We start from the raw sequence: 16,185 nt of genomic DNA, 5'->3' as shown, positions 1-16,185 counted from the left end.
TACACGTCGTGCCGCCATGAAGTCTATTTCCGTCCTGTTTCTGTTGTTGCTGCTCACCGCTTGCAGCAGCGGTCCGAAGATCGACACCAGCCACCCTTCCGTCAATTTCGACAGCCGCGTGCAGTTCGTGGTGGTTCATTACACCTCTGCTTCCCTCGACCGGTCGCTGGCCTTGCTGACCCACGGTGAGGTCAGCGCGCACTACCTGATCGGCGACGGTCCGGCCACCACCTACAAGCTGGTCGACGAATCCCAGCGCGCATGGCACGCCGGTGAAAGCGAATGGGACGGGCGCACTTGGCTCAACTCAAGCAGCATCGGTATCGAGATCGTCAATCCGGGCTATCGCGATACGCCCACGGGTCGGCTCTGGTATCCGTACAGCGAAGCGCAGATTCAGGCGCTGATCGTTCTGCTCAAAGACATCGTTAAACGCAATCACATCGAACCCCGTCACGTCATTGGTCACAGCGACATCGCGCCTTTGCGCAAGCTCGATCCGGGACCGTTGTTCCCGTGGAAGCGGCTGGCCCAGGAAGGCCTGGGCATCTGGCCGGATGAACAACAGGTCGCACAGCGTCAAAGCCAGTTGATGGGCGTCGTGCCAAATATCGTGTGGTTCCAGCAGCAACTGGCGCTGCTGGGTTACCCAACGCCGCAGACCGGTGAGCTGGACATCGCAACACGTCACACGCTGGCTGCGTTTCAGATGCACTATCGACCACAAAAATTTGACGGTGAGCCGGATCTGCAAAGTGCAGCTATGCTGCAAGTACTTAACTTCAGGCACTAAATTCCGCTCATTGCCGGTTTTTTTCGGACTATTTTTGCGCTTGTTGCTATACCTCAGTGGTTATGGAAATCCCACCATCTGGATGACTGCCGATGTTCACGGCGACGCCGCGACTGCGCTCTTTACTTTATCGTCCCTGGCTTCTGGCATTAGTGGCCGCGCTGTTAAGCGCGGCCGTCTTGCTGGCGGGCAGCTTCGGGCTGGCGATGCATCAGGCCCGGCAGGACGAACGTGCGCAAATGAATGCACAGGGCGAGCGCTTTCTGGTGCGACTGGAGCAATTATTCGGTCAGTTGAGGGCCGGGCTCGATCAACTTGAAGCGCAGCCGTTGCGCGGTTGTAGCCCCGCAATGATCGAGCAGTTACGTCAGGTGAACTCGCGCTACCGTTTTATCTACGAAGTGGCGTACGTCAGCGACAGTCAGTTCTGTTCAAGCTGGACGCGGCAGAGCCTGATTGGCAAGCCCAGGCCGCCGGACATTCGCGGCCCCACTTATGATTACTGGCTGAATACCTCCACCCAGCCTGACGACAACCTGGCTTCACTGATGCTCGGGCGCGGGGAGTTTCGTGTTTCCACTTCCCGTGGCCATTTGACTGACGTCGTTGACCTGCCGGTGGGCGGCAGTCTGGTGGTGGTGTTAGATCGTGGCTCCAAGGCAGTCCCGGTCCTGGGCCCGCCTCAGACATGGCCGCCCACGCCGGACTGGTCGCCGACCTCCACTGAAACGCTGATGACCACTCAGGACAAACTCGTCTACCGGATGCCTACCCAGAGCCCGGAATATCAACTGGTCCTCATTACGCCGCGCAGTGCCTTGCAACAGAAGATCACCGGCGCGTGGTGGCTGCTGGTCCCGGCCAGCCTGTTGATTTCGTTGTTCATCGGCATTCTCGTCCTGCAACTGGTGCGTCAGCGGCAGTCATTGGGCGGCGAGCTGCACGGAGCGCTGCGCCGTGGCGAGCTGAAGGTTCTGTATCAGCCGATTTTCGACCTCAACACGCGGCTGTGCGTGGGCGCCGAGGCCTTGGTGCGCTGGCGGCGACCGGACGGCACGTTGACCAGTCCTGACCTTTTTATCCCGCTGGCGGAAAACACCGGGCAGATCCGTCAGATCACCGATTTCGTGCTCCAGCAATTGCTGGAGCAGCTCGGCCATCTTTTACGCGCCAATCCGCACCTGTACGTGTCAGTCAATCTGGCAGCGTGCGACGTCATGGCCCCGCGCATCGGCCGGGTAACCGCGAAGCTGCTGGCATTGCATCGAGTGGCGCCTCGGCAGATTGCGTTTGAAGTCACTGAGCGTGGCCTCGTGGACGTGGTAGTCGCGCGCAATCATCTTCAGGCGCTGCGCGATCGGGGCCATCAGGTGTTGATCGATGACTTCGGCACCGGCTATTGCAGCCTGGCATACCTGCAGACGCTGCCGGTGGATTGTTTGAAAATCGACAAGGCGTTTATTGACGCCCTCGGCCACGATGCCGCCAGCAGTGGCGTGGCGCCGCATATCATTCGGATGGCCCATGCGCTGCAACTGCGGGTGATCGCCGAGGGCATCGAGTTCGAGTCACAGGCGATGCTGCTGAAAAGCGAAGGGGTGATGTATGGTCAGGGCTGGCTGTTCGCCCGGCCCCTGAGCGCGACCAAGTTCACTGAACTGGTGACCGGCGGCAGACGCAGCGCCGGGCGGCGTGCGGATGATGTGGCGTAGCGCAGCGAGACCGTTCTACAGCGGCAGCGCCATGTAGAACTGCGTGCCCTGCCCCGGTCGGGAGTAGACGCCCATTCGCCCGCCGTGCAGCTGAACGATTTCCTTGCACAGGGCCAGCCCCAGGCCTGCACCCCCTTTCTTGCGTCCAACCTGAACGAAAGGCTCGAAGATCCGGGCTTGCTGGCCGTAGGCAATGCCTTCGCCGTTGTCTTCCACGCTGATGATCAACCGCTCGCCATGACGCCGCGCCTGCAAGCGGATCAGGCCGGATTTCGGGGTATGGCGCAGGGCGTTATCGAGCAGATTATCGAGCACTCGGTCGAGCTGCGCCTTGTCCGCCTGTACCCGTGGCAGCGGCTCCTGGGTTTCCAGCAGCACCATGACGTCCTGATCGTGGGCGGTATCGGCAAAGCGCTGACGCGCCGCTTCGAGCAATTCGTTGATATCACAGGGCTCGAGCGTCAGCTTCTGCAGGCCGTTCTGGTAGCGCGAGAAGTTGAGCAGGTCGTTGATCAACTGCATCAGGCGCTGCATTTCTTCATTGACGGTGTCGAGCAGGTCCTTCTCTCGCGAATCCGGCGGGAAGTGCACGCGCTCCTGAAGCAGGCCGAAAGCCATGTGCATGCCAGTGACAGGCGTGCGCAACTCGTGGGAAGCGCGCAGCACGAACTCGCTGCGCACCCGTTCGAATGCTCGCTGCTCGGTGACGTCGTGCAGCACCATCACGGCGCCGACGATGTGCCCTTTGGTGTGGCTGACCGGCGTGAGGCTGTAGGTCAGCAGGCGGACTTCACCGTCGATCTCGATGGAAAGGTCATCGGGTGCCCGTTCCAGTGTGCCGCCGCGCAACACCAGATACAGCTGCTCGTCCAGTTCCGGGCGTTGCAACGCTTCGCCGAGCCCTTGGCCCAAGCGACTTTCTTCCCAGCCCAACTGTCGTTGCGCGACCGGGTTCAGGTGCTCAAGCCGCCCTTGTCGATCAATCATCAGCAAACCGTCGTCAATGCTGTCCAGCACCGCCTGCAAGCGCTGTTGGCCGGCGAGCAGTTCATCGACATTGGTTTTCTGATGCTGGCGCAATGCGTCGGCCATCATCCCGAAACGGTGAGTCAGCAGATTCATTTCATCCGACGAGGATGTGGGCAGCGTAACGTCGAAATCCCCCTGGGCAATCCGGTCCGCCGCCTTGGCCAGCTGCTCGATGGGACCGCCGAAACGCCGGGCGATGCCGTGGGCGGTGACGAAGCCGATAACCAGCACCGCCAGCCCCACCAGTCCCAGCAGCGCGGAAACCCAGAGCGCTCGCGATCTTGACGCGGTTTCAGCCTGGCTGATGTTCTCAAGCGCCTGACGATGGGCGTCGAGCAAGCCGTTACGCAACGTGTTGAACGCCTCTGTCACGGCCTCATCGTCGCGGATCGCGTCACCATGTTCGCTGGATTGCTCAATGGCTTTGACGAAGCGGGCGTAGTTCACCCGTGCCGCTTCGAATCCGCTGGGAACGCCGGTCTGCTGATCATGATCAATGCCCTGATCGAGCAGGTTCTGAAACTCCTCCTGATTGCGCTTGATCGCCGCCTGATCGGGGTTGTCCTGGAGCATCATGACCAATTGGTCGCCCAGGTTCTGTCGCAGCTTCAGGCCGATATCGAGGGTGATGAAGTTGTGCCGAATTGATGATTCCTGAGATTTGGCCATCTGCATGACGCTGACGAGCCCCAGCACCAAGCCCAGCAGGGCAACGGTGATAAGGGCAGAAATACTCAGGAAGAGTCGGGTGCGCAACTTCATCGCAAACATCATCGGCGCCTTGTCACAGGTTGTACTGCTTGCGTTTTCGGTACAGCGTCGAGGCGTCGATGCCCAGCGTGCGCGCGGCCTGATCCAGCGTATCGCTGGTGGCCAGTACTGCGCCGATGTGGGCTTTCTCCAGCTCATCCAGGCTCAACGCTGCGCCGACGCGTGGGGCGTTATTGACCGGCTGTTCGGCCATGCCCAGATGGGTGATTTCGACTTTTTCCTGCGGGCAGATAATGCTCGCCCGCTCGATGACGTTGCGCAGCTCGCGGATGTTGCCGGGCCAGCGGTAATTGAGCAGCGCGCTGCGTGCCTGTTCGCTGAAGCCACGCGCTGGTCGGCTGTATTCCTTGACGAAGCGCGCCAGAAAGCGGTCCGCCAGCGTCAGGATGTCTTCGCTTCGTTCGCGCAGCGGCGGCAGGTTCAGGGTGATCACGTTCAGGCGATACAACAGGTCCTCGCGGAAACGCCCTTCGCGGACCATGTCTTCGAGGTTCAGGTTGGTCGCCGCCAAGATGCGCACGTCGGCACGACGGGTGACCGGGTCACCGACGCGTTCGTATTCCTTGTCCTGAATAAAACGCAGCAGTTTCGGTTGCAACGTGAGCGGGAAGTCGCCGATTTCATCGAGGAACAACGTACCTCCGTCCGCCTGATTCACCCGACCGAGCGTGCTCTCGCTGGCGCCGGTGAAGGCGCCACGGCTATGGCCGAACAGTTCGCTTTCCATCAATTCGGCGGTGAGCGATGGACAGTTGATGGTCACGCAGGCCTTCTTGGCGCGCTTGCTCCAGCCGTGAATGGCCCGCGCCAACTCACCTTTACCCGTACCGGATTCGCCGAGGATAAGAATGTTCGCGTCAGTGTTGGCGACTTGGCGGGCGGTTTCGAGGATCGCCATCATCGACGGGCTGTGGGAATCCAGGCCGTCTTTCGGTTTGCGTACTTCGCCTTCTAGCGCTTCAAGTCGCGCGGACAACTGGCGGACTTCGAGCTGCTTGGCAGTGGCGAGGCGCAGTTGATCCGGGCTGCAGGGTTTGACCAGGTAATCGGCAGCGCCGGCCTGTATCGCATCCACGGCGGTGTCGACCGCTGAGTGCGCAGTCACTATCACCACGCGCATCCAGGGCGCCTGCACGCGCATTTGCGCCAAAACGTCCAGCCCGTTGTCCTCGCCCAGACGCAGGTCGAGGAAGCACACATCGAATACCTGACGCTGCAGCAGCGATTCCGCCTGCGCCGCGCTGTTGGCGGTGGCTACGCTGTAGCCCTCGTCTTCCAGGCAATAACGGAAGGTGCGAAGGATGGCGGATTCATCATCCACGAGCAGAATACGGCCCTGATTCTCAGCGGCTGCTTCCATTTTTCCTACGCTCCTTAATGAATAGTCTGTGTTAGTCCCGGAAACATCGGGCAAGTTGCATGGTTCATTCTGATTGATTCTTTACGCTGCATGGTAGCGATCTTCTGAAAAAGCCGTTATGCGCTGATCCATGACAGGGCACGTGGGATCACCGTCGCCTCGAATTCCCCTGTAGGCAAAATCGGGTCACGCCGAACATCTGGGCGAAAGACCAGTCTGTCCAGAGGTACCTTTTGCAATTGTCTGGAGATTCCCATGCCCCCGTTGAAGAAGATCGCCCTGGCCATCACCACCGCCAGCCTGCTCGGACTGACGCCCGTCATTGCCCATGCCGCAGCCGCCGATCTGCCGACCCAGCTGGCCGAAGCGCGCCAGGAGGGTTCGATCTGGACCGCCTTTGCCCTGAACCGGCATTTGAGTCCCTTCAAGATCAGCGTGGATGTGGAACAGGGCACGGCAATCCTCAAAGGCAAGGTCGAAAACCAGGTCGACAAGGATCTGGCCGCGCAGATAGCGGGCGACATTCAGGGCATCAACAAGGTCGATAATCAGCTTGAGATCGATCCACAGGTTGCGGCCGATCCGGGCACCAAAGCCACCATGGCCCAGCGTTTCGACGACGCAACGCTGATAGCAACCATCAAATCCAAGCTGCTCTGGAACAGCGTGACCGAGGCACTGAATATCGATGTCAGCGCTGCTCAGGGTGTCGTCACCCTAAAGGGACAGGCGAAAGACGCAGATGCCAAGCAGCTGGCCGGTAGCCTGGCCACCAATACGGACGGCGTGACGGAGGTGAACAACCTGATCAGCGTCAGTGCGCGAGATACCCAAGCCATCAAAGAGCAGAGCGAACTCCAGGCCAATGCCGTTCGCGAGGAATTCAGCGATGCATGGATCACCAGCAAGGTGAAATCCAGCCTTATATATAGCCGCACCCTCGATGGCTTGAACATCAAGGTTGAGACCAAAAACGGTGTAGTCACGCTGGACGGTGTGGTAGCCAATTACGCCGAGAAGGAACTCGCGGTCGAAATCGCGCGCAACATTCGCGGGGTTAAAGGCGTCGATGCCGACACGCTGCGGGTCACAGCGCGCAGCGCAGGCTAGAGCGTTGCGCGGCGGTCGAATGACGGTTCTGAGATGAGAAATCACATCCTGAATGAATTCGGTCGCCAACGTGGTGTCAGGCGGTTCGTGCATTCCGCACGATGGCAAATGTTCAATCGTGCAGCTTGCGCGTAAGACGCTTCTGCATGGTGGTTGTAAGCTATTGATTCATAACGGTTTATTGGTCTGCAAAAAGCTGGCACACAGCGTGCAATATCCTTGGTAACAAAGGCCCGAACAGACGGCCGACAAGATTGCCAGGAGTCCGCTGAATGAACGCTCAACATCTCGCCAACAAACTGCGTATCTCTCCTCTGCACTTGCAGCAGGTTTTGTTTGCCAGTCTGGCGCTGATGATCACGCTCATTGTTGTGCAGCAGTTCAATCACTGGAATCAGAAACAGGAAGTGACTCAGGCGCACTATTCCCACGCCCACGCCGCACCGTTTGCCAAGGCAAGTGCGCTGAAAGCCTCGGATGTCGCCCTGAGCATGCAAGTTGATGACGCGGCCGCTACTCCTGATGAAGCGCCACGTCAGCAAAGCTGGGTTTTCTGAACCTCCGGGTCGAAGACGCGATCTACCCCGAGGGTCATTCCGACGCCTCGACGTAGCAAAAAAATCAATAAACAGTAAGGAGATTCACCATGTTGAGTTGGGCAATCACATTTCTGATCATCGCTATCGTTGCAGCCGTCCTTGGTTTTGGTGGTATCGCAGGTACTGCTACCGGCATTGCCAAGATCTTGTTCGTGGTCTTCCTGGTTATGTTCGTAGTGTCGTTCTTCTTTGGCCGTCGCGGCCGAGGCTGAATATGGGCTTCAAGCATTTCCATGCACTGACATTGGCGCTCCTTGGGAGCGCCAGCGTTACAGCTATGGCGGCCAACGACGGTCAGTCTCGGGCGAACGAGCTTTTGAGCTCCAATCCCGAGTACCGTGAGACGTGGTCGAGCGTAGTGAAGAAGGAAGAGCGGCTGCCCGACTGGGTGATCAATCTCTCTGGTTCCGCGGAGCAAATGAACGCCGTGACCGAAGACGGTGACAAGTATCTGGTAGGGCCGCTCTGCGAAACCGAGGACACTTGCCGCAACAAGCGCCTCATCGTCGCGTTCAGTCTCGACAAGTCCCATGCTTACGCCATGTTGGTCGAAGTGCCGGCGGGACTTCCCGCAGACAAATCGCCGACGCGTCATGCGGATTACCGGTTTTTGGGCAAGCCGGATGAGGGCATGCAAGGCCTTCTGAAAGAGCAGCTCAAGAAAGATCCGAACTGGTACTGATTTGAATGAGGGGAGACCTGTCCCTGACAGACCTTCCTGATAGGCGCGCAGCCCGAAGACGGTGCGCGTATGACCAAGGGGCCGGGGCGTTACGATCAAAGGAGTGATTGAAGCGTCCTAGGTGTACAAGGAGTACTCCCACACGTGGGCCGGGTCAGGCAAGTCGCAACGCAAGTCCATCGTCCGATACTGTTTTAGCCTTTAGCCGACAGTGGACTTGTGAGGCGCAAATATCCTCTATTTCCTTCAAGGTCTCCGGACTTCAAGAGTCCTACAGAGCAGCTGCTACGTTTCCTACGACCGTATATCGCCAAAAATCCCCCGCTTAAACGGCTTGTCTGCCACCTTTGACCAATCTGTCATATTGCCATCGCGCCTCGCGTAAATCGGCTACAGGCGACGTTTTAGCCACTTCTCAGCATTCTCCAGTCAACCAAGTTCGCCCTCTTTTGGCGCACTGCGACGCAAGTGATTGATTTGCATCATGCCGATTCGGCATGGGGTAGTCATTTACGGCATTAGACGATGACAGTCACCGTGGGAATAGTTGCGCCTTTTTCGCCTGCTCAGAGCTCGGATGCTCGCCTGCGGCCACTTACGAGACAGTCCTGACGGCGACCGCGGCGTCGCGCTTGCTGGCAAGCGCAATGATGAACGTGTGGTTGGGGGATGTCCCGGCAATGACAACAAGGTAATGACATGAAGAAGGCAAAACTGAGCCTCGCCTGGCAGATCCTCATCGGCCTGGTCCTGGGTATCGCCATCGGCGCCGTCCTGAACCACTTCAGCACCGAGAAGGCCTGGTGGATCAGCAACATCTTGCAGCCAGCGGGCGACATCTTCATCCGCCTGATCAAAATGATCGTTATCCCGATTGTGATCTCCTCCTTGGTCGTAGGCATTGCGGGCGTTGGCGACGCCAAGAAGCTTGGCCGCATCGGCCTGAAGACCATTCTCTATTTTGAAGTCGTCACCACGATTGCCATTGTCGTGGGTCTGCTGCTGGCCAATGTCTTTCATCCCGGCACCGGCATCGACATGAGCACGCTGGGCACGGTGGACATCTCGCAGTACGAGAAAACCACCTCCGAAGTGCAGCATGACCATGCCTTCGTGGCGACGATCCTCAACCTTATCCCGTCGAACATCTTCGCGGCCGTTGCCCGTGGCGACATGCTGCCGATCATCTTCTTCTCGGTGTTCTTCGGGCTGGGCCTGTCGAGCCTGAACGCGGAAGTGCGTGATCCGCTGGTGAAAGTCTTCCAGGGCGTGTCGGAGACCATGTTCAAGGTCACCCATATGATCATGAACTACGCGCCGATTGGCGTGTTCGCCCTGATCGCCGTGACCGTTGCCAACTTCGGCTTCGCCTCGCTGCTGCCTTTGGCCAAGCTGGTGATTCTGGTGTACGTCGCCATCGCCTTCTTTGCCTTTGTGGTGCTGGGCCTGATTGCGCGCCTGTTTGGCTTCTCAGTCCTCAAGCTGATGCGCATCTTCAAGGACGAGCTGGTGCTGGCCTACTCCACCGCCAGCTCGGAGACCGTGCTGCCACGCGTAATCGAGAAGATGGAAGCGTACGGCGCGCCGAAGGCCATCAGCAGCTTCGTGGTGCCGACCGGTTACTCGTTCAACCTCGACGGCTCGACGCTGTACCAAAGCATCGCGGCGCTGTTCATCGCTCAGCTGTATGGCATTGATCTGTCGATCGGCCAGCAGTTGATGTTGGTCCTGACCCTGATGGTGACGTCCAAGGGCATTGCCGGTGTGCCGGGCGTATCGTTTGTCGTGCTGCTGGCAACGTTGGGCAGCGTGGGCATTCCGCTGGAAGGCCTGGCATTCATTGCCGGCGTCGACCGCATCATGGACATGGCGCGCACCGCGCTGAACGTGATCGGCAACGCGCTTGCGGTGTTGGTCATCTCCCGCTGGGAAGGCATGTACGACGACGCCAAGGGCGAGCGCTACTGGAACTCCCTGCCGCACTGGCGTGGCAAGGACCCTCTGCCGGCGGGCCAATCGACGGTGGAGTAATCACTGTCTGGCGTGAATCAGCAAACCCTGGCCCCGGCCGGGGTTTGTTGTTTCTGCCCCCGCCGTTATCATCGCCGCATCTTGCGAGGGGATTTGTATGCTGAACGGCCTATGGCTTGGGTTTTTTTTGGTCGCGGCGATATCTGCGCTGGTGCAATGGCTGGTGGGAGGCAATGCCGGCGTCTTTGCCGCCATGGTCGAGAGCATCTTCGCCATGGCCAAGCTATCGGTGGAAGTCATGGTGCTGTTGTTCGGCACCCTGACCCTGTGGCTGGGCTTTCTCAACATCGCCGAGAAGGCCGGAATCGTCGACTGGCTGGGCAAAGTCCTGGCGCCGCTGTTTCATCGCCTGATGCCTGAAGTGCCGCGCGGCCATCCGGCGTTGGGCTTGATCACCCTCAACTTCGCCGCCAACGCGCTGGGTCTGGACAACGCCGCCACGCCCATCGGCCTCAAGGCCATGCGCTCGCTGCAAGAGCTCAACCCCAGCCAGACCATCGCCAGCAACGCGCAGATCCTCTTTCTGGTGCTCAACGCCTCTTCGCTGACGCTGCTGCCAGTGACCATTTTCATGTACCGCGCCCAGCAAGGCGCCGCCGATCCCACCATGGTGTTCTTGCCTATCCTGCTCGCCACCAGCGCCTCGACGCTGGTCGGTCTGCTGTCGGTGGCCTTTATGCAGCGCCTCAAGTTGTGGGACCCGGTGGTGCTCGCTTATCTGATTCCCGGGGCGTTGCTGCTGGGCGGCTTCATGACGGTACTGGCCGGGCTGTCCGCTGCTGCGCTGTCGAGTCTCTCGTCGGTGCTGGGCAACGTGACGCTGTTCGGCATCATCATGCTGTTCCTGGTGGTTGGCGCGCTGCGCAAGGTCAAGGTCTACGAAACCTTCGTCGAGGGCGCGAAAGAGGGCTTCGACGTCGCGAAGAACCTGCTGCCTTATCTGGTCGCGATGCTCTGTGCCGTCGGCGTATTGCGAGCGTCCGGCGCGCTGGATCTGATCCTTGAAGGGATTCGACACGGGATTCAGTGGATGGGCATGGACACGCGCTTCGTCGATGCGCTGCCGACGGCGCTGGTCAAGCCGTTCTCCGGCAGTGCGGCGCGGGCGATGCTGATCGAGACCATGAAAACCCAAGGCGTCGACAGCTTCCCGGCCCTCGTCGCGGCGACGATTCAAGGCAGCACCGAAACCACGTTCTACGTGCTGGCGGTGTACTTCGGCGCCGTGGGCATTCAGCGCGCACGACACGCCGTGGGCTGCGCCCTGCTGGCGGAATTCGCCGGTGTGGTGGCTGCGATTGCCGTCTGCTATTGGTTCTTCGGCTCGGCGATGTAACGCTTCTCGCCCTGCTCGACGGTCCATTGCACTACTTGGGCGGCCAGCGTATCGCTGGCCTGACCGAACGCCGAGACCACCGCCGACACCTGCTTGTCGGCCACCGGCTGATGCACTTCAAAGCGCCGGCTCGCCACAATTCGCTGGTGATCGTCAGCGAGCCGTGCATCGAGTCGAATCACCACTTCAATGGCGGCCCCGCGATACTCGCTCTGGAACGCCTGCAGCTCTCCGCCTAATTCAAAATCGGCCTGCAGATTGCTGTCGTCGGTGCTGATCGACTGCACTCGCCCGTCGCGGTAGAAAGCGTCGGTCAGTCGATTGCGCAGCAGCACCGGCGCCGGATCACTCCAGCGCGCGCCCTTGTAGCTGCTGATGACATTGCCTTGGGGGATGACGGCGATGCGCGGAGTGTCCAGGGTCTCGCTGGATTTGGGACGCACCACCCGCAACGACCACGACACCGGCGGCGCCCCTTTGCTGGCGGGCAATGCCGTCGGCAAACGGTAGACGTCTGACGGGGCCTGCTCGGGAAGGAGCGAACAGGCGCCGAGGGACAACAGGGTTGCCGCCAACAACAGTCGAGTGATGGACTGACCGACAAGCCTCATGGCTCGAACTCCTTATTTTTTTCACTGCCCAGCAAGTAGCCGCTCGGGTTGGCGTTCAGGCTGCGGGAGATGGTTTTCAATGAACTGAGGGTTTCACGCAGCTCGCGAATCGCTGGGCCCAGTTCGCCCAGCCCTTGCAGGCCATCGTTCACCGAGTTCTGGTTGTTCTTGAGCAGCGTATTGATGGTCTGGCTGCTCTGTTCGAGAGACTTCATCGCCTGTTGTGCGCTGGCGATGGTTTGCCTGCCGTCGCTGGTCAGCAATTGGTTGGCGTTGCGCATCAGCGTAGAGGTCTGCTCCAGCGTCGCGCCGGCCTGCTTGCTCAGCAGCGTCATCTGTTTCAAGGCCTGACGAATGTCGTCGCGCTGATCGGAGATCGCTCCAGTGGTTTGCTCCAGATGCTGGAGCGTGCGCGACAGCGTCTCCACGTTGTTCGAGGAAAACATTGCGTTGGCGTTATGCAGCAATGCGTTGGTGCCGCTGAGCAAGTCGTCACTGTCGTTCAGCAAGCGCGAGATCGGCGACGGCGAGGCGATGATCACTGGCAGGTTGCCGCCCTCGCCCTTCAGTGCCTCGCTTTGCGGTGTGCCGCCGCTGAGCTGGATGAGTGATGTACCGGTAATGCCGGCCAGTGCCAATTTTGCGAAGGTGTCGCGCTTGATCGGGGTTTCGCCGGCAACGCGGATCTGCGCCAGTACGCGGCGCGGGTCTTGGGGATCGAGGCGCAACTGCACGACGTCACCGACCTTGATCCCGCTGTACTGCACTGGACTGCCGCGAGACAGGCCGGTCACCGCCTCGTTGAAGACAACCTGATAGTCCTTGAACGCAGAGTCGACGCTGGATTTTGCCAGCCACAAGCCGAACAGCAGCGCGGCGGCGACCACGATGACCGTGAACAAGCCGATCAGAACGTGATGGGCGCGGGTTTCCATCATGAGACCTCGTGTGGGTGGGTGGCCGCCGAATAGGCCGAGCGGCCGCGTGGGCCATGAAAGTACTCGTGAATCCAGGCGTCCTTGGTTGCCGACACCCTGTCGATGGTGTCGGCAACCAGCACGCGCTTCTGCGCCAGCACGGCGACGCGGTCGGTGATTGTATAAAGCGTGTCGAGGTCATGGGTGACCATGAACACGCTCAGCCCCAAGGCGTCGCGCAGGGTCAGAATCAACTGATCGAAGGCGCCGGCGCCTATCGGATCGAGCCCGGCAGTGGGTTCGTCCAGAAACAGGATGTCCGGATCCAGCGCCAGCGCTCGTGCCAGCGCCGCGCGCTTGATCATGCCGCCAGAGAGCGACGCAGGGTATTTGTGCGCCGCCGACAGCGGCAGTCCGGCCAGCGCCATTTTGATCCCGGCCAGATGCTCAGCTTCCTCGCGGCTCAGGCCGGCGTGTTCGATCAGCGGTAGCGCGACGTTCTCCGTGATGGTCAGCGAGGAGAACAGCGCGCCCTTCTGAAACAGCACCCCGAAACGTCGTTCAACCTGGGAGCGCGCTTTGTCGGACAGATTCAGCAAATCCTGACCCAAGACGCGGACGCTTCCTGCGGCAGGCCTTTGCAGCCCGACAATGCTGCGCAGCAACACAGACTTGCCGGCGCCGGAGCCGCCCACCACGCCGAGGATTTCCCCGCGGTACAGGTCAAGATCGAGGTTCTCGTGCACCACTTGCGGGCCGAAACGATTGCTAAGCCCGCGAACCTCAATCACCTTCTCGACGGGTCGTACGCAACGGCGGGTCACCAGCCAATCTCCATGCAGAACATCGCGACCAAGGCGTCCAGCACGATGACCACGAAAATGGACTGCACCACGCTCGACGTTGTATGAGCCCCAACAGACTCGGCGCTGCCCTCGACCTTGAAGCCCTCCAGGCAACCGATCGCTGCAATGAAGAACGCAAAAATAGGCGCCTTGGCGATGCCGACGAGAAAGTGCTGCACGCCGATGTCGGCCTGCATCAATGATAGAAACATCGCCGGCGAGATGCCCAGCGACAGAGCGCAGACCACGCCGCCACCGACAATGCCGCAGATCATCGCGAGAAAGGTCAGCATGGGCAGGGAGATGAGCAACGCGATCACGCGAGGCAATACCAACAGCTCTGTAGGACTCAGCCCCAGGGTTTGCAGCGCGTCCAGTTCCTCATTGGCTTTCATCGAGCCGATCTGCGCGGTGAAGGCGCTGGCCGTGCGACCGGCCAATAAGATGGCAGTCAGCAGCACGGCGAATTCCCGCAGGAACGAGAAGCCGATCAGGTCAACGGTAAAAATCGTCGCGCCAAAGGCCTTCAGCACCGTGGCGCCTAGAAAGGCTACCACCGCGCCAACCATGAACGTCAGCAGCGCCACAATGGGCGCGGCGTCCAGTCCGATTTGCTCAATGTGGGCGATGACGGACGTGATGCGCCAGCGTTTGGGGCGAAACAGGGTGGACGCGAAGGTCTGCAGGATAAGCCCGATAAAGCCGAGCAGCTGCAGCGTGTCCTTCCAGATCACCTCCACTGCCGAGCCAATTCGCGACAGCAGCTGCATGCCCACGGCCGCCTCGGGCTCTCGGACTGGCTGGCAATAGTCTGCCAGTGCGCTCTGGATGGTCTGCATCAGCGCGCGGCTGGACTCCGGCAGGTTGGGCGCTTGCACGGCCAGTAGACGCAGGCGCTGTACGCCGAGCAGTTCCACCAGCAACGAGGCGCCAGCGGTATCGAGGGCGCCGAGCTCGTCCATGTCCACGAGGGTGGCTGGACCGAATCCGGCGCTCAGCGCATCGGTCTGGCGCTTGAGTTCGCGGTAATGGGCAAGCGTCCAGTCTCCGGCAATCCGCAGTTGCACGGGATTGATCGAAGTGTCCAGTAAGACGCGTCCTGGAACCTTGGGCGCGGAGGAAGCCTGCGTGGTCAATGGGGTCATAGCGACGAGCTTAGTTGGTTTTGGCCGGGGCAGATGGGCTCTCGGCTGGCGCACTGTCCGCAGGTTCTTTCGCGTCCGAATCATCCGGATCCGGAGCGTCGGTGCCTGGCTTCAGGCCTGCCGACTTGATCTTGTTGCGAGTGACGGCAGGCTGGTCGCGCTCGGTGACGTCAAAGCGCAGCACACCAATCATCTGCCCGTCCTCAGTGAGCACCCTCACCTGCCATTTACCCAACACGTCCGGCGGAAAATTCTGTTTGTGCGTCCAGGCCCGGTAGCCTTCCTCTCGACCGCCCTTGATGTCTAGAGCAATGCGCTCTATTTCCTCGCCGTTATGGCGCCACACATGATAAATCCGTTCATTCAGGCCGCGCGGGGCGTTGATCGACGTATAGGCGTAAAGCCCGGCGCTGCGCAGCTGGTTGACGCCGATCTCCTGAATGCTCTCGCCGGGGGTGCGATTCTGGTTATCAAAGCGCGTGCTGATCGCCGCCTCGGTCAGCCAGAGCGTCGCCGGCGGCACCCAGAATCGCGCCATCCAGCCTGCACCGCCGATGGCCAGTGTCATGGCAACCACGCCGACGCCGCGTTTCCAGTTGTTGATCGGATAGCCCGACGCCAGGCTCGGGAACGACAGCAGCATCGCAATGCCCAGCGCCAGCTTGTAGCTCTGGGCCGTGGTCAGGTGAACGATGATCGGCAGCGCCGTGAGCAGTGCGGCGAACAGCGTCAGGGTGTGCAGGGCCATGAACGCCCAGCGGCGCGGCGCCAGCCATTTGTAGTACAGCGGGTCGATGATCGAAATCAGGCCTGCCGCCCCGAGCAACCCGGTGAACGCCAGCTGGCCGCTGTACCACGTGGTGGTCACGAAGAAGAACGGCAGTACGAAAAACAGGCTTTCCTGATGGATCATCTGAGTGCCGTAGCGCAACAGCGGCTGCGGGATCTCACGTTTAAACATTTTCGCGAACAGGGCGACCGCGCTGTTTTCCACCATCAGCCAGATCCAGCTCAACAGCAGAATGACCGCAATCCAGGTCGCCAGCTTGGCCTGGCGATCCACCAGAATGAAGCTGCCGATGCCTGAGCAGAACCCGAAAAACGCAATCAGCCCGGGGTAGCGCTTGATGAACTCCAGCACGCGCTGTACCAGCGAGTGCTGAATGATTGCGTTAATGTCCGGCATTTTGGGGCGTCGCTCTTAGGTATAGGTCGAGGTGTATAAAAAAAACCAACATCGGACT

General features: G+C 60.2%; 15 protein-coding genes. 8 read left to right on the top strand and 7 right to left on the bottom strand.

The genetic code is table 11. From position 1 onward, the window contains the following. Positions 1-16 precede the first annotated feature (16 nt). Together QWI20_RS25790 and QWI20_RS25785 are read left to right on the top strand one after the other, a co-directional pair. Positions 17-793 carry an N-acetylmuramoyl-L-alanine amidase gene (locus QWI20_RS25790; RefSeq protein WP_369307812.1) on the top strand — a complete coding sequence of 259 codons (777 nt, stop codon included), beginning with the start codon at positions 17-19 and terminating at the stop codon, positions 791-793. Positions 794-885: 92 nt separating this feature from the next. Beyond that, entirely contained in the window at positions 886-2,505 is a 1,620-nt protein-coding gene (locus QWI20_RS25785) for an EAL domain-containing protein (RefSeq protein WP_369307811.1), read from the top strand. A 15-nt stretch (positions 2,506-2,520) separates the two neighbouring features. Here the strand turns inward: QWI20_RS25785 and QWI20_RS25780 are convergent, their stop codons facing one another. After that, positions 2,521-4,308: a KinB sensor domain-containing domain gene (locus QWI20_RS25780; protein WP_369307810.1), complete on the bottom strand. Its 1,788-nt coding sequence runs from the start codon at positions 4,306-4,308 to the stop codon at positions 2,521-2,523. Positions 4,309-4,318: 10 nt separating this feature from the next. Continuing rightward, the gene (algB, locus tag QWI20_RS25775) at positions 4,319-5,665 is read right to left on the bottom strand and encodes a sigma-54-dependent response regulator transcription factor AlgB (protein WP_192174450.1); all 1,347 of its coding nucleotides are present in this window, start codon (positions 5,663-5,665) and stop codon (positions 4,319-4,321) included. A gap of 255 nt (positions 5,666-5,920) precedes the next feature. On the opposite strand from algB, the gene QWI20_RS25770 reads away from it, so the two are divergent. The 6 genes from QWI20_RS25770 (at position 5,921) to QWI20_RS25745 (ending at position 11,423) form a co-directional block, all read left to right on the top strand. Continuing rightward, complete coding sequence (locus QWI20_RS25770) at positions 5,921-6,775, top strand: BON domain-containing protein (RefSeq protein WP_192174451.1); 855 nt, start codon at positions 5,921-5,923, stop codon at positions 6,773-6,775. A gap of 272 nt (positions 6,776-7,047) precedes the next feature. Then, positions 7,048-7,332, top strand: a complete 285-nt coding sequence (locus QWI20_RS25765; RefSeq protein ID WP_369307809.1) for a hypothetical protein — start codon at positions 7,048-7,050, stop codon at positions 7,330-7,332. Between the two features lie 89 nt (positions 7,333-7,421). Continuing rightward, positions 7,422-7,586, top strand: coding sequence for a DUF1328 domain-containing protein (locus QWI20_RS25760; RefSeq protein ID WP_002555679.1), 165 nt, complete (start codon positions 7,422-7,424; stop codon positions 7,584-7,586). A 65-nt stretch (positions 7,587-7,651) separates the two neighbouring features. Then, positions 7,652-8,056 (top strand): inhibitor of vertebrate lysozyme family protein, encoded by a 405-nt coding sequence (locus QWI20_RS25755; RefSeq protein WP_369307821.1) that lies wholly within the window; start codon positions 7,652-7,654, stop codon positions 8,054-8,056. Positions 8,057-8,755: 699 nt separating this feature from the next. Next, on the top strand, positions 8,756-10,087 hold the full coding sequence (gltP, locus tag QWI20_RS25750; RefSeq protein WP_369307808.1) for a glutamate/aspartate:proton symporter GltP: 1,332 nt from the start codon (positions 8,756-8,758) through the stop codon (positions 10,085-10,087). A gap of 97 nt (positions 10,088-10,184) precedes the next feature. Then, complete coding sequence (locus QWI20_RS25745) at positions 10,185-11,423, top strand: nucleoside recognition domain-containing protein (protein ID WP_369307807.1); 1,239 nt, start codon at positions 10,185-10,187, stop codon at positions 11,421-11,423. Here QWI20_RS25745 and QWI20_RS25740 read toward each other — a convergent pair. Genes QWI20_RS25740 through QWI20_RS25720 form a run of 5 tightly spaced genes read right to left on the bottom strand, consistent with a single transcriptional unit; the run spans position 11,396 to position 16,127 of the window. Next, positions 11,396-12,034 (bottom strand): ABC-type transport auxiliary lipoprotein family protein, encoded by a 639-nt coding sequence (locus tag QWI20_RS25740; RefSeq protein WP_369307806.1) that lies wholly within the window; start codon positions 12,032-12,034, stop codon positions 11,396-11,398. The genes QWI20_RS25745 and QWI20_RS25740 overlap by 28 nt on opposite strands. After that, positions 12,031-12,969 carry an MlaD family protein gene (locus QWI20_RS25735; RefSeq protein WP_369307820.1) on the bottom strand — a complete coding sequence of 313 codons (939 nt, stop codon included), beginning with the start codon at positions 12,967-12,969 and terminating at the stop codon, positions 12,031-12,033. The genes QWI20_RS25740 and QWI20_RS25735 overlap by 4 nt, the downstream gene beginning before the upstream one ends. Next, positions 12,969-13,775: an ABC transporter ATP-binding protein gene (locus QWI20_RS25730; protein WP_369307805.1), complete on the bottom strand. Its 807-nt coding sequence runs from the start codon at positions 13,773-13,775 to the stop codon at positions 12,969-12,971. The genes QWI20_RS25735 and QWI20_RS25730 overlap by 1 nt, the downstream gene beginning before the upstream one ends. Then, positions 13,772-14,941 (bottom strand): MlaE family lipid ABC transporter permease subunit, encoded by a 1,170-nt coding sequence (locus QWI20_RS25725; protein WP_369307804.1) that lies wholly within the window; start codon positions 14,939-14,941, stop codon positions 13,772-13,774. Before QWI20_RS25725 ends, QWI20_RS25730 begins: the two co-directional genes overlap by 4 nt. Before the next feature lie 10 nt (positions 14,942-14,951). After that, entirely contained in the window at positions 14,952-16,127 is a 1,176-nt protein-coding gene (locus tag QWI20_RS25720) for a DUF5924 family protein (protein ID WP_369307803.1), read from the bottom strand. Positions 16,128-16,185: the final 58 nt, after the last annotated feature.

This window comes from Pseudomonas sp. W2-17, assembly GCF_041060445.1.
GTDB lineage: Bacteria > Pseudomonadota > Gammaproteobacteria > Pseudomonadales > Pseudomonadaceae > Aquipseudomonas.
Note: the sequence above shows the minus strand (reverse complement) of the source record. Positions and strands in the feature narration are given on the sequence as shown.